Annotated in this window: 10 protein-coding genes; all 10 read left to right on the top strand. The window is 49.5% G+C overall.

Annotated features, from left to right (window positions below; genetic code table 11):
• The first annotated feature begins 33 nt into the window (after nucleotides 1–33).
• Nucleotides 34–1,074, top strand: a complete 1,041-nt coding sequence (locus NYR53_RS33610; RefSeq protein ID WP_261303282.1) for a response regulator transcription factor — start codon at nucleotides 34–36, stop codon at nucleotides 1,072–1,074.
• Entirely contained in the window at nucleotides 1,071–2,915 is a 1,845-nt protein-coding gene (locus NYR53_RS33605; RefSeq protein ID WP_261303281.1) for a cache domain-containing sensor histidine kinase, read from the top strand. Before NYR53_RS33610 ends, NYR53_RS33605 begins: the two co-directional genes overlap by 4 nt.
• 72 nt (nucleotides 2,916–2,987) lie before the next feature.
• On the top strand, nucleotides 2,988–3,755 hold the full coding sequence (locus tag NYR53_RS33600; RefSeq protein ID WP_261303280.1) for an SDR family NAD(P)-dependent oxidoreductase: 768 nt from the start codon (nucleotides 2,988–2,990) through the stop codon (nucleotides 3,753–3,755).
• Nucleotides 3,752–5,881: a heparinase II/III domain-containing protein gene (locus NYR53_RS33595; RefSeq protein ID WP_261303279.1), complete on the top strand. Its 2,130-nt coding sequence runs from the start codon at nucleotides 3,752–3,754 to the stop codon at nucleotides 5,879–5,881. Before NYR53_RS33600 ends, NYR53_RS33595 begins: the two co-directional genes overlap by 4 nt.
• A gap of 26 nt (nucleotides 5,882–5,907) precedes the next feature.
• Entirely contained in the window at nucleotides 5,908–8,211 is a 2,304-nt protein-coding gene (locus tag NYR53_RS33590) for a DUF4962 domain-containing protein (protein ID WP_261303278.1), read from the top strand.
• 526 nt (nucleotides 8,212–8,737) lie between these two features.
• Entirely contained in the window at nucleotides 8,738–10,045 is a 1,308-nt protein-coding gene (locus NYR53_RS33585; RefSeq protein ID WP_261306612.1) for an extracellular solute-binding protein, read from the top strand.
• Nucleotides 10,046–10,139: 94 nt separating this feature from the next.
• Complete coding sequence (locus tag NYR53_RS33580; protein WP_261303277.1) at nucleotides 10,140–11,030, top strand: carbohydrate ABC transporter permease; 891 nt, start codon at nucleotides 10,140–10,142, stop codon at nucleotides 11,028–11,030.
• A 17-nt stretch (nucleotides 11,031–11,047) separates the two neighbouring features.
• Nucleotides 11,048–11,929: a carbohydrate ABC transporter permease gene (locus NYR53_RS33575; protein WP_084595214.1), complete on the top strand. Its 882-nt coding sequence runs from the start codon at nucleotides 11,048–11,050 to the stop codon at nucleotides 11,927–11,929.
• A gap of 84 nt (nucleotides 11,930–12,013) precedes the next feature.
• On the top strand, nucleotides 12,014–13,861 hold the full coding sequence (locus NYR53_RS33570; protein WP_437180115.1) for a sensor histidine kinase: 1,848 nt from the start codon (nucleotides 12,014–12,016) through the stop codon (nucleotides 13,859–13,861).
• A 3-nt stretch (nucleotides 13,862–13,864) separates the two neighbouring features.
• Nucleotides 13,865–15,058, top strand: a complete 1,194-nt coding sequence (locus tag NYR53_RS33565; protein WP_261303276.1) for a response regulator — start codon at nucleotides 13,865–13,867, stop codon at nucleotides 15,056–15,058.
• Nucleotides 15,059–15,148: the final 90 nt, after the last annotated feature.

Below are 15,148 nucleotides of genomic sequence, written 5' to 3'. Positions count from 1 at the left end.
GCATTTCATAAGGGTTTGAAGGGAGCATTCCTCATGTACCGCATACTCATTGTCGATGACGAACCGATGATACGCAAAGGATTACAGAAACTCGTGGAACAATCGGAACTGCCCATCGAAAGCCTGCGAACGGCTGAGAATGGCGTTGTCGCGCTGCAGCGGATTGGGGAGGAACGACCTGACTTCCTGTTTACCGATATTCGGATGCCTAAAATGGATGGGCTGGAGCTATGTGCTCGTGTTGCAGAAATGGATGCGGACATCCAAGTTGTAGTTATTTCCGGCTATGGCGATTTTGAATATGCGCAGAAATGCGTGTCTTATGGGGTAAAAGAGTACCTACTGAAACCCGTCAACATTAAGGGATTTCAGCATGTGTTAGAAAAGCTAATTCGTAACCAAAGTAAAGTAAGCTCCGAATCCTTCATTGCTGTGACGAAGCTCGAACAGTGGGCAGGCCGCATGGAGCAAGCCGTGTGGATGCTGCAGCAGGCGGAATTAAACTGCGTGGTAGATGAAATTCAGGTGGAACTGAAGGCCAATAAGCTTAAGCTCAATCGGGTTAGCGATATTTTGCAAGAAATCCATACGCTATTGCACCAAAGGTTAAATGTGAGGGATGTATATTTCATGCAGGGGGAGCTCGATTTAACCGGTGCTGTGAGCGAGGAAGAAGCTTGGCTTCGATTCACGACAGCGATCAGTGGGTATCTAGATGAGCTTCGCATCAAACGCAAAGGCAAGCTTAAGGACCCTGTTGAGGAAGCCAAGCACTATATAGAGACGCATCTCGCTGAGGAAGTATCCTTAGAAGAGGTGGCTGACTTTATCGGGCTTAATCCTTCTTATTTCAGCCAACTATTTAAACAGAGTACGGCGGAAACGTTCGTGCAGTACCGCACACGCAGACGCATGGAAAAGGCGAAGAAGCTGCTTCAACAGCCGCAGTGGCGAATTACCGATATCTCGGGTGAGGTCGGTTATGCCGATCATCCCCATTTTACAAAAACCTTTAAGAAATACGAAGGCTGCCTTCCTTCTGAATATCGGCAACAAATGGGTATCCGTTCATGAAAAGAAAGACGTTGTCAGGTCAAATTTATACGTACTTTCTCATTGTGATCGTGCTGTCACTTTTGTCCGTAGGCGCTGTATCTTACTGGCAATCATCGAGGGCATTAGACGACCAAGTGAAGCAGTATATGGAGCAAATGGTTGATAGTGCAAACTATCAGACGGATAGTTACTTGCAGGCTTATGAGCTGCTCAGCAATGCCTTTTCGTCCAATTCCGATGTGCGTACTTTCATGGAAATTAAGCCGGATGACGCGTATGAATATTATTTGTATTCGGATAAAATCAAGAAATTTTCAGAATCTTCCGTTCAAAGCGTTGTCACCTTGTACAAACAGTTGAACATGATTTATGTCGTCGGTAAGCATGGGCGCTCCTTCATTTATGAGAATCAGAATCTACTGAACCTCGATCCCGTGCTCGTACAAGAACAATTCGATAACCTGATGAAAATTGCGGGGGACGGCAAAATTGCGCTGCTGAATATGAGTATTCGTCCTGTTGATCAAGGATCAGTCGTAACGATGGCACGTAAAGTAAGAGGACCCTCCTACGGTGATGAGAATCGCGGGGTAGTTGCCATTGAGATCAAATTAGATGAACTGGCAAAGACTTGGGATCGTGTGAGTCTGGGGAAAAAGGGCTTTTTCTTCATCGTGGACGACGCCGGAAACTATATCTATCCTCGTTCAATGAGCATGCGGAAGCCTAATGATGAACTGTCTTCGCTCGTTTTGGCGAGTGGCAATCAGACATTCCTTCATAAATACAATGGAGAGGAACGTATGTTTGTGTCAAGGAAATCTGGCTACTCCGATTGGAACCTTGTTGCATCGATGCCCGTTGAGGAGCTGCGCCGACCAGCCAATACGATTAGAACGACGACTATCATCGTTGGGTTGATTACACTGGCTATCGCGTTATGGCTAGCGTACCGTTTCGGTAGGTCTATTATTGCCCCTATACGAGGGCTGAAAGACAGCATGCGGGAAACGGAAAAAGGAAACTGGCAGTACATCGACGAGATTGGCCGAACGGATGAGATCGGCGGTCTTATTCACAGCTACAACCTGATGGTGACGCGTCTTTCCGATATGATCGAACGGGTGTATGAGGCTGAACTGGAACAGCAGAAGAACCAGCTTGAGCTAGGTGAGACGAAGCTTGAACGGCAGCGGGCCGAATTTCAGTCTTTGCAGCTGCAGATCAATCCGCATTTTTTATATAACACATTGGAAACGATTAATTGTTATGCAATAGTTCAGGATTCCGGTGAGATAACCGAGATGGTAGAAGCAATGGCGTTTATGCTCCGCTACTCGGTGCAGACGAATTTAGAAGAAATTACGGTAGCGAATGAACTGAATCATGTACGCAATTATATGATTGTTTTGCAGCACCGAACGGGCAAAGAGTTTGAAATTGATGTCGCGATCCCGTCAGGTTTGCTATTGGAAAAGATGGTTCGGCTGACTCTGCAGCCGCTCATCGAAAATATTTTTCAGCATGCATTCCCAGATGGTGTAGAACCGCATCATTTCATACGCATCGATGCCCGCAAAGAAGGCGGATTGTTCCAGGTGTTCATCCAGGACAATGGTACAGGCATCAAGCCTGACAGGCTCGCCGAACTGCGCACGAAGCTGGAGGAAAACCGCTTGGCGGAGCCGGAAGAGACAGGCAAATCACAAGGTGGCGGCATTGGACTCATGAACGTCCACCGGCGGATTCAGATGGTGTTCGGCGAGGCCTACGGACTGTCAATCGACAGCGAGTGGGGACGAGGGACCTGTCTGACGATGACCATGCCGGAGACGGTAAGGCCTCGGTTGCGTGGGTGAATGGGAGCGAACTCAGGGGATAGCCTCAAGCAAAGATTAAATAATTTAACACATACATGGGAGGGATTTCAAATGAATATCGATTTGACGGGGAAAATTGCACTGGTGACAGGATCTAACGCGGGGATTGGGCGCGCGATTGCACTAGCTCTGGCTAGCAATGGGGCGAAGGTTGGCGTGAACTGCTTGAATAACGTTGCGCAAGGGCAGGAAGTTGTAGCAGCCATTCAAGAGGCAGGTGGCGAGGCCGTGTTGGTACAGGCGGATGTAACGAATTTGGAGCAAATCGACAGACTCGTTAGCGAAGTTGAGCAAGCATTGGGTGGGACGATTGATATTCTCGTGAACAATGCAGGCCATCTCGTTCAGCGTGTGGCGAATTCTGAGATGTTCGAAGAGATGTACAACCGAATTATGGATGTAAATTTAAAAAGTGCCGTGTTCATGTCCAAAAGGGTGCTTGCCGGGATGAAAGCGAAGGGCTGCGGCCGTATCGTGAATATGACATCGGTTGCTGCGCATAACGGCGGCGGACCTGGTTCCAGTATATATGCAGCTAGCAAAGCAGCCGTACAAACGTTTTCCAAGGGATTAGCCAAGGAAGTAGCGGCAAGTGGAATTACCGTCAATAATGTTTCCCCTGGCTTTATCGGAAATACGATGTTCCATGCGACATTCACGACGGACACTGCACGTCTAGCAACGGTGAATGGTATTCCGCTGCAGCGTGAAGGAACACCTGAGGATGTAGCAGGCGCCGTGCTTTACCTTGTTTCCGATCTAGCTGCCTACGTAACGGGTGAAACGATCGAAATCAACGGCGGGATGATGATGCGATGAGGCTAGGCGAAAAGCTGGAAAAACTGACATGGGCAGGCCGAACAGCGCACATTTTGAAAGAGGAGATTGATAGGCTGCAGCAATCAGGCAGCCTAATAATTCCTAAGGAACCTGGGGGGTGGTGGCACCAGTATGTCTGTCCACACCATCATACCGAACTGACGTTCGATTCAATGCAGGTGGATGCGTCCGAATTTCTATGTCCGCACGGCTGCCGAATTGAAGGAGAAGCTTACCGAGGCGCTTGGCTGGTGTTCAAGCACCAGTCCCTTGCGCGGGTGGCTTTGCAGTCAGCTGCTGTTTTTGCAGCGCTGGGTGAAGAGTCGTACGCGCAGATTAGCAAAAGGCTGCTCGTAGAATACGCAGAGCAGTTTCCGCTCTATCCCGTGCATCCGGAGGCACAGGGCTGGATGCTGAAGGGGCGTGCTTTTCACCAGGCGCTGACGGAGGCGATCTGGTCCACGACCTTGATTCGCGCTTACTTGTTGCTGCGCGATGAGGGAGTTGTTTTTGAGGCGAAGGAACAGGCGGCGATCGATGCCTTCCTGGGTTTGCTCGCCGGTAGTATGGAAGAATACCGGCATATTCTGATTCATGAGCGGAATAATGCGGAGAACAACTACACCGCTTGGCTGAACGCATCATTAGCTTGTGTCTATGCCGCTCGTGGAGGGCAAGCGGCTCTGGAAGCGCTTATTGAAGGCCAAGGTGGCTTCAAACATCACTTATCGATCGGTGTGAAAGCCGATCAGCTGGAGTTCGAGGGAAGCACGTATTACCATGTATTCGTGCTTCGGGCTTATTTAATATCCGCTGAGATGGCGCATCGATTCGGTATTGATCTCTACGCCACCACCGGCGCAGACGGTCAATCCATGCGTGGCATGCTCGAGGCGCTGGCCGATCTGGCCGACGACCAGGGCGCACTTCCCGCCCTGCATGACGGGCCGCTTGCGCGGGACCCTTACGCCCGCGAGATCGCCGAGATCGCTGAGCAGGGGCTCGCGATCTACGGCATCGCCGGGCTCGCGCCGGTCCTGCGCGAAGCGTACCGGCAGCTGGGCGCTGCAGGCGGCGAGCAGCTCGAGGCGCTGCTCTACGGCGCTGGCGAGGCCGCTGACCGCGCGCCTGCCCTAGAGCCGCGCGGGTCGCGGCTCTGGCCGGACGCCGGCTTCGTCATCGGCCGCGCAGCCGGGAACCCGCTGTCGTTCCTCGCCGATTTCGGCGAGCATGGCGGGTCCCACGGCCACTACGACAAGCTGCATCTGACCTTGATGCACACGGAGCAAACCCTGACGCCCGATTTCGGGATGGTGCCTTACGGCTCACCCATGCGGAAATCGTGGTTTGCCGAAACCGCCAGCCACAACACCGTGTCGCTGGACGGCCGATCCCAAGCGCCGCATGAAGGGCGCTGCGTCCACTTTGAGGCCAACGATTCAACTGTATACGCTTGGCTCCAGTCAACAGAAGCCTACGAGGGGTGCACGATGAATCGCCATTTGCTGCTTACCGGCGAATGGCTGCTTGATTGGTTCCAAGTCGAGCTCGCAGGTGAAGAGCCGAAAAGCATCGAGTGGTGGATGCATCCTGCTGTTCAAGTTAACGCCGAACAGCTGCAATCGCTCGGCCGAGATGAAATTTACAAGCTTCTCATTGAACAGAAGGATATTGCTTCTGACGCCGACACTATCTCTGAGCAAGATCTGCCGATCATCGGGCAGTTTGTTGCTAGCGATTCTGTCGATGCAAGCGGTGCATCTCAATTGCACATATCTTATGAACTAGGCTCTGATAAATCACTGGCCTTTGACTCGGAGTCGCACGCATCTAGCGTCATCAGCCCCGCTGCGACCGTGTTCCATACGGTGCTTGTACAACCGGGTGATGAGCTTCTCGCTGTACAGACACCGGGCGACTCCGTTGACCCGAGTCAATCGCTCATAGCGATGCTTCATCGTCGCAATGACCGTCAGGCTGACTTCATTCATGTCTATCGTGCAGGCAGCCGTGCCGAGCTAACGCGCATTTCCGCACAGGAAATTGTCATTACGGTTCCGGGACCAACAAACAGCTCAAAGCGCATGCAATTAACAGCTGATAAAGGTTTGCTTTTTATAAATTAGAGTACCCATCCGGGAGGAGAATGGATATGACTTCATTGTCGCCATTATACGAACCGCAGAGCGGCGTGTTAACTGTACAATACGAACCGAATGAGCAGACTGTACTGCTGGAAAACCCACCTCGTTTCACGTGGATTCCCGCACAATTGGAGCATGATCGCTATGTACTGCAAATCTCGCATTCTGAGGCCTTCTCTCAGGCTGACACACAAACGATTAAGCCGATTCCATACAACTTATATACACCGGATGATGCGTTAACCCCAGGTACATATTTCTGGCGGTACGCTCTTCTCCAAGAAGATGGCACACAAACTGTCTGGAGTCTCGTTCGACGCTTCGAGGTGCCAGCCGATTTACCGGAAACTCCGCTGCCTAGCAGAGAACACCGATACGCGGAAGCATCTTCGCAGCACCCTAGATTGTGGCTGCAATCCTCTGAGCTTGATGACTTCCGCAGTAGACTAGCAACAGATCCGGCTTATTGCGGGTTTGATATCTTCTATGAGAAATCCGTCAAACTTTGGATTGAGCGTGAGCTGATTGCAGAGCCACTGCCATACCCGGGCAATAAGCGTGTAGCTAATTTGTGGCGCCAAATGTACATGGACACCCAAGAAGCTCTTTATGCGGTTCGCCATCTCGTGGTGGCCGGTACGATTTTGAATGACCAAACGCTGCTGGATCGCGCGAAAACGTGGCTGCTCCATTTGTGCAGCTGGGACGTGAATGGTACAACAAGCCGCGACTACAACGACGAAGCCTCCTTCCGTATGGCTGGAGCTATCGCCTGGGGCTATGATTGGCTTCATGCCCAGCTAACAGAGGATGAGCGGAAGCGGGTGCGGCAAGTTCTGCTTGCCCGTACGCGTCAAATCGCCCAGCATGTTATTGAAAATTCCAAGATCCATCATGTGCCGTTCGATAGTCATGCGGTGCGTTCGCTATCCAGTGTATTAGTCCCGTGCTGCATAGCGCTCCTGAATGAGGAGCCGGAGGTTCGTGAATGGCTGGATTATACCCTCGAATACTATGCGTGCTTATATTCGCCTTGGGGCGGGCCGGACGGAGGTTGGGCGGAAGGTCCGATGTATTGGACGACCGGAATGGCTTTTGTTACAGAAGCGATGAATTTGCTGAAGAAATATACCGGCATTAACTTTTATAAACGACCATTTTTCACGAAAACAGGCGATTTCCCGCTATACACTTTCAGTCCGGATACCCTTCGGGCAAGTTTCGGTGATCAATCGACCCTTGGCGATCCGGTTAGCTTGAAGACTGGTTTTAACATCCGTCAGTTCGCCGGTGTGACTGGTAACGGTTTGTACCAGTGGTATTTTGAGCGGGTACGTGAAACGGATACCGATTCGGAAATGAAATTTTACAACTATGGTTGGTGGGATTTCCGTTTCGACGAAATGGTCTACCGTCATGATTATCCGCAAGTGGAAGCTATCGCCCCAACCGATGTGAATATTGAGCCGGTCAAATGGTTCCGCGACATCGGCTGGGTGGCGTTCCACTTGCAAATGGCCGATCCAGAGCGCCACATCATGCTGTTGACAAAGAGCAGCAAATACGGCTCCGTCAGCCATAGTCATGGCGACCAAAACGGCTTCCTGCTGCATGCTTACGGGGAACCGCTCGCCATTGAAAGCGGCTATTACGTGGCATTCAGCAGCACGATGCACATGAACTGGCGCAGACAGACGCGCTCGACGAACAATATTTTGATTGACGGTTTGGGCCAATATGCCGAAAAGAACAAAGTGCTGAACATGGCGGCTAACGGGTTCGTTGAAGTTGCCGAGCAGCGCAAAGGCTACGGTTATTCCCGCAGTAACGCAACCGCAGCATACAAGGAATACGTTCCTTATTTGGAGCGTTATGTACGCGAGCTCTACTTCTTCGGTACGTACGTTGTTGTCGTCGACTACATCGACCTGTCGCAGGCAGGCTCTGTTGACTGGCTGTTCCAAACGCTGTATGAAATGAAGCTGAACGGACAGACTTTCAAAGTCCAAGGCCGCAAAGCGGATATGGACGGCCGTTTCGTCTATTGCTCATCTGGTGAGTTGGAGCTGACCCAGCATCAAGGCTTTACGGATGTGGATCCAGCCGAAATCGAGGGACTGCCGCTGCACTGGCATCTCAAAGCTACTAGCAAGCCGGCGCGCAGTCACCGCATTGCTACACTCCTAGTGCCGATCAAGCACGGCGAGCCGAAATACGTGTCCTATTTCATGGATGATCAAGGCTTCGACACGCATATTTATTTCACCGAAGACGGTGTTACGCACAGAGTCGAGGTTCCGAAGGCTTACTAGTTTTTATAAGCTGTACTTATCATTTATCTTTAAAGATCGACCTCTTATTCGCTGAACTAGCGAGAGAGGTTGATCTTTTTTGCTGTACAAGGCAGCTATTTTTAAATAGAAAGCTGATTGTTATTGTATGGGTAGCTATAGGTTCTAGGAGTGTGAATAAGTGTCAATTCAGCAGGAAGGGAGGATACCTTTGTTTTTTGCGGAGTAAGCGGATAAGGGGAGAGGTTAGTCGGATACAGGTAGGGGTTCCAAAGAGGGGAAAGATTTGAGTTGTAACTAGCGGATTTGAAATTGATGAGATAGCTGGCCTGACGCCGCCCCTCCAGCAATCCCCCCACCAGTACTCACCCATCCCCCCCCAATTCCAACATAAACCTATAAAAATCAAACATCATACCTATAGTTCCCACATTGTAAGGGTTGCCAATTTCGAGCAATAATAAGGACATCAAGAACAACAACCAAACGAGGGGGATTCAAATTGGTAACTAAATATAAAGCACTAAGCGTCGTTGCAGCTAGCTTGATGGCTATCAGCTTAACGGCATGCGGTTCAGGTGGAAGTACGAGCGGCAGCACAACAGATACGAAAGCAAGCGAGGCACCGACTGCGACAGCACAAGCAAAAAAAGCAGAGAACATTACGATCACGTTCCAAAATATATATCCGGATCCAACGGATCCAAAGAACGGCATGTTGAAGAAAATCGTTAACGATTACCAAACGAAAAATCCAACGATTAAGATCGAGCTTGACTCCCTGAACACGGATCAACAAAAGCTGAAGCTCAAAACACAAGCCGCTTCCAAAGAGGTTCCCGATATCACAATCGTGAATCCGGCAGCGCAAATGAAGCCTTTCGTCGATGCTGGCCTGTTCGCGCCATTGAACGATATGGTGGATCAAAACGGATTAAAAGGGACGTTCCAAGAAGGTATTCTGAACTGGTATACGTTCAACAACAACATTTACGCTTTGCCTGACGGTAACAACATTGCTGTTGTTTACTACAATAAAGATCTATTCAAGCAAGCTGGCGTTGAAGTGCCGAAGACTTTCGAAGAGATGGTTACAGCGGTCAAAACACTTAAAGGCAAAGGCATTCAGCCCATGGCGATCGGTGAAAAAGATTCCTGGACGGGTTCCTTCTTGTTCATGAACGTACTGCTTCGCACCAATGGCGGCCCTGGCTTCCTACAATCTGTCGTTGATGGCAAAAAGACATTCGCTGATCCGGCATTCACAGAAGCAGTAAGCAGCTTCCAAGACCTGATTCAAGCTGGCGCGTTCCAAGAGGGCGCAACATCTTTTGACTACAACGCAGGAGAAAACTTGTTCAAAACCGGCAAAGCCGCTATGTACTTTATGGGCAGCTGGGCAACCGGCGGTATCGAAACCTCTTCCGTGAATGGTAAAGTTGGCGTGTTCAAATTCCCAACCGTTAAAGGCAAAGGGAACCCTGACGAGTTCATGCTTGCTCCAGGAAGCGCGTTCGCCATTTCTGCAAACAGCAAACATTTGAAAGAAACCAAAGATTTCTTGAACTACTTCATGCTGAACTTCCCTAAAGAAGCTTTTGCTGTAAAAGGTGCTGTAGGTATCGCACAAAAAGTAGATGGCGACTTCAAAGCCGCTGGTTACTCGGATATGGCGATGGAAGTGCTTGGCTTGTTCAAACAAGTAAAAGGCGGCGATCTTGCGTTCGACAATACGATGAATCCAGGAACAGCGCAAGGCCACTTAACTAGCATCCAAAACCTTTTCGTACAGAAGAAAGATCCTGCTGAAGTAGGCAAAGAACACCAAACCGCTTATGAAACGAATAAAAAATAAGATGAATTAGCAGCCGAATCGGAATTTATCTTGAGCGCCGCGATGGGCTGAAGGTAAATTCCGATTGGTATATGTCAGGAAGGAGGCGAGCCAAGTGAATGTGTTAAGAGTCTCCAAGTGGACAATTGCCATGTTTGTATTACCGTGTTTGCTGATCTATGTGAGCCTCGTTTTCGTCCCGATTCTCGTGTCTCTTTACAGTGGTTTGCTGGATTGGAACGGAATTGGCGATTCGACATTTGTCGGTCTTAAAAATTTTCATACCCTGCTATTCGCAGACCCCGTATTCTGGCCGTCTGTTCGCCGTACCTTGATGTTTGCTGTATTTTCCATGGCCGAAATTCCGATCGCTTTGGGTGTAGCTATTCTCCTGAACCGATTTATCAAAAAACCGAATTTCCTCGTTTCGAGTTACTTTTTACCTGTTATTCTATCCGTCGTTATCATCGGTCAATTGTGGAAAACCATCTATAACCCCGCCGCGATGGGGGGCATGCTCAATCAAGTGCTCGATATGCTTAATTTACATGGTTGGACGAGATCGTGGCTGACAGATCCTAAGATTGCGATGTATTCTCTCTATTTTGTAGCCCTATGGCAGTACTTGGGTTACCATACGCTGATCCAGTTTACTGGAATTCAGAACATCCCTGCTGATATCTATGAGGCAGCCCGGATTGACGGAGCCGAGGGGCTTAAAGCCGACTGGCACATTACTTTCCCTATGAATATTCCGATTTTTAAAATATCGATTGTCCTCGCCTTCATCGGCTCGCTGCAAGCGTTCGACATGGTCATGGTTATGACCGCAGGGGGACCGGCACACGCGACAGACGTGATCTCCACGCATATGTACAACATGTCCTTCCTCTCCATGAAATATGGGTATGGAAGCGCGATTGCGGCTTTCTTGGTCGGCATGTGCTTGATCGCAACGGTTATTATTAATGCGGTATTCAACCGACTAGAGAGAAGATTTTCATGAAGGAGGGGAGTGTTACCATGCAGACCGCACGGGAAATAGCTTCGGCTAAGCCTGCAACCATTCGGAGACGCAAACGCCTCTCTATCGTCAAAATCATCGTGATCGCCTTTCTATCCCTTCTCGTGGTTACGCAAGTATATCCGCTGATTTGGCTAGCTATTTACTCATTAAAAAGTAATGAAGAGATCCTGTCGGGCCAGTTTTTCGCTCTTCCTCATACGCTGCAATGGAAGAATTTCACGGATGCGATCAAGGCCGGACACTATTTTCAATATTTGAAAAATAGCTTATTCGTCACTTCGGTTACGATGGTGAGCGTCCTGCTGCTCAGTTCTCTTACCTCGTTCGCGATCGCCCGATTCCGTTGGAAATACGGTCAAGTCGTGATGGTCATCTTCCTCATTGGGATGATGGTGCCGCTGCAGGCAACGTTATTGCCGCTTATGATTATTTTCAAAAATCTACACGCACTGAACACGCATATTTCAATTATTCTTCCTTATATAGCGTTCCAGACGCCGATTGCGGTCTTTATCCTCAGTGGATTTATGAAATCCATTCCTAGTGAGATTGAGGAATCCGCCGTCATGGATGGCGCGGGGGTTTTCCGGATCTTCCGCAGTATCATTTTGCCGATTTCGATTCCTCCGATGATGACGGTCTGTATTTTAACTTTCATTAGTATATGGAATGAATACATTCTCGCGGCGACTTTCATTTCGTCGGAGCGGCTTAAGACGCTTCCTTTCGGGGTGAACAGCTTCGTCAGCCAATATTCGGTTAATTACGGAGCAATCGGTGCCTTCCTTGTATTAGGTGCGCTGCCGGTCATTCTCATCTATTTCTTGTTAGCTGACAAAATTACAAAAGGTATGGTAGCGGGAGCGGTGAAGGGTTAATTTCACCCCTCTCTTTTTGCTGTCTCTTGGGATGCCTGTGATAAAATAGGGGGTAGCATATAACGAAAGGGGACCTAAACCTAAGTGACACGAGGCTTACACTCCATTCATAACCGGCTATTTCTGTTATTTACCTCCTGCATGTTAGTCCTCGTTCTCTTGGGAAGCGTGCTCTATTATAAGAAGACGACGGATATCATCCATAGTAAAATTAGTGATTTGGCGGAGAAAAATATTTCCCAAACCGTAGGCCTATTTGATTTGCTGCTGCAAGGCTATGACAGTATCACGAAATCTCTGAACAGCAATTTTGAGCTGCTCCGATTAATCCAAGATCGCGACATCAATAAGGATGAAGCTGTTAGCATTATTAATGAGCGCACGATTACTAACATCTTAGGGGCTATCTATTACTCGCGCGATGATATTGTCGGCATTCATGTGATTACGAATGCCGGCAAAAACTATAACTACGAACGAGGATTCCATAGTGTTATGGACACCAACTATCCAACCTCGGCGTGGTACCGGAAGCTGCAGGATTCATCCGGTGAGATGGTTTGGCTTGGGCTGTTCCAAGGCTCTGTCATCAATCAGTTTCAGAAGGATCCGTTATTCATATTTGGGCGCAAGCTATACGATTTAACGGACCATCGTGTGATCGGCGTCATGCTCATCGAGACGAATCCGCAGCCGATTCTAGCTGCACTTTCGAACGTGACCATCAGCCCGAACAGTCTCGTGTATATTGTTGATCGCGAGAACCGGATGATCGCTTCCACTGCGGAAGAGAAGGTCATTCCGCCTTCTTTCAGCGGGCTTCCGCGTCCGCAAGCGAATGAGATCATCGTTGATGATCGAACGGATCATCTTATTGTCGCCGCGAAAGCGAAGATGTCGGATTGGACGGTGTTCGGTTTGACCCCAAAAGGGGATATCAACGCCGAGGTCGTAAAGACGAGAGAGTACTTATACGTCGTCATTGTTGTACTAGTTTTTTTGTCAACCGCTCTAGCGAGTCTTATTTCCCGCAACATTGCATCACCGCTCAAGCTGCTCATCCGCGAGATGAAGCAAGTAGAGATGGGGAATTTCAAAGGCTCAGTGACCGTAAAGTCGTTTGAGGAAATCAATTCGTTGGTTTCATCGTTTAACCGAATGGTGAACCGGATGGATGAGCTTATCGAGCGCATTACACTCTCTTCCATGAGTGAGAAGAATGCGGAGCTGCAGGCGCTGCAATCGCAGGTCAACCCTCATTTCCTCTATAACACACTGGATATGATTTATTGGATGCTGGATGAGCGGGAGAACGATCGATTAGGCAAGGTGATCTTGGCCCTGTCCCACATGTTCCGCTACAGCAGCGACTGGCAGGAAGCGTCTAAGACGACACTGCGGCAGGAGCTGGACCAAATGCGCCATTACATCACGATTATTGAGAGCCGTTTGGAAGGCAGAGTTCGTACGGACATACAAATTGATCCCGATGTTCTTGATGTCATCCTACCGAAAATGACCTTGCAGCCGATCATCGAGAACGCGGTTAAATATGGGCTGGAGCCTCTTCGTGAGCAAGGAAATCTCTGTGTTTTCACGGAGGTTCATGAGCAAGAGCTACATATTATTATTAAGGATAACGGGGTCGGCATCGAGGAGAGCACACTAGCGGAGATGCAGGAGCTGCTGCGTGCGGATACAGCGGAAGCGGGTGGCTTGGTGGCTTCGATGAAAATAGAACAGCAAATAGCTTCAAGCTCGGTCCTAACGGCAAGTCCTTCTGTGAAAACAAGGCGGGGCATTGGACTTACCAATGTTCACCGCCGCATAGCGTTAATGTTCGGAGATGCCTACGGGCTTCGTATTCATAGTAAACAAGGGGAAGGAACAACCGTCATCATCGTGATGCCGCTTCCTCGGAAAGGAATGTAAACCATGGACATTCTCATCGTAGATGATGAAACCGTCATTCGAGAGGGCATCCAGCGTACGCTGCAGAACCGTTTCCCCGAGCATCGGGTTCATCTGGCTGCGAATGCGGAGCAAGCCGTCACGCTGCTGCGGAGCCATCCGATTCATATTGTTCTCACGGATATTTTGATGCCGGGGATGACCGGTCTAGAGCTTATGAATATGTCGCTGAGTCGACATCCCCATGTGAAATGGGTTGTCATTTCGGCTTATTCGGAGTTTGCCTATGCCCAAGAGGCTGTGCGGTTAGGGGCGAAGGACTATTTGCTTAAGCCGATCGGCAAAGAAGTTTTGATTGACATGATCAGTAAGCTAAGCGAAGAAATCACGCGTGAAACGGAGCTGATCGAAGAGGCTGAACTGCTGAAGGCCAACCGCAAATACTTGCAGGAAGCCGTCTTCCAGCGTTTTGCGCAGGGTTTGGACACGGGCCGCATCGACATGGGTCCCTTCATGGAGCAGTACCCTTATTTTCATCTCATTATGGTTAAAATGGAGACCGATAAGCCCGTCTTCCTCGAAAATTTCATTATCGAGAACGTCATGCTTGAGCTTATCGAGCGCTACGGCAAGGGCTTCGTGACGGTGCACGACAGCAAAAGCCTGCTAGGACTAGTCACGCTGCCCGAAGGCGGCTACCTGACCCTGCTGATTGACGAGCTGCGCAGCCATCTTGTGAAATACTTGAAGGTGCCCTTCCAGATGATGAGTTCCGATCTGATCGACTGCTTCCAAGCGGTGCCGGCAGAAGTACATCGTATGCGGCAAGCTTCAACGACGCAAATCTACGAGCACCATGCCAGCGGCAGCGATCGCTCCATAGAGGTTGCCCTGCAGTACATCCGCACGCACTACCATGCTGATCTGTCGCTAGAGAAGGTCGCTTCGATTGTTTATTTAAACTCGGTCTACTTTAGCCAGCTTTTTAAGCAGAAGACCGGTCAGGGCTTCAAGGAGTACGTTATTCACTTGCGTTTGGAGCAGGCTAAGCAGCTGCTGATGAATCCCAAGCTCAAGCTCGCTGACGTGGCTGAACGTATCGGGTACCATGACATGCGCCACTTCTCGCAAGTTTTCCGCAAAAAGTACGGTGTAACCCCTTCGGAATATCGCCAAGAGAACGCAGATAAACCGGATAAATATGTGTCAAGGGAATGATTTTCACCAAATTCTCATGAAATTCTAAGAATAGCGGATAACGCTAGGCGTGGCGTGTCTTCCTCCCTTTTCAGGTAAATGCTGGGTGAT

Source organism: Paenibacillus andongensis, from assembly GCF_025369935.1.
Taxonomy (GTDB): Bacteria; Bacillota; Bacilli; order Paenibacillales; family NBRC-103111; genus Paenibacillus_E; species Paenibacillus_E andongensis.
This window is presented reverse-complemented; position numbering and strand designations above follow the sequence as displayed.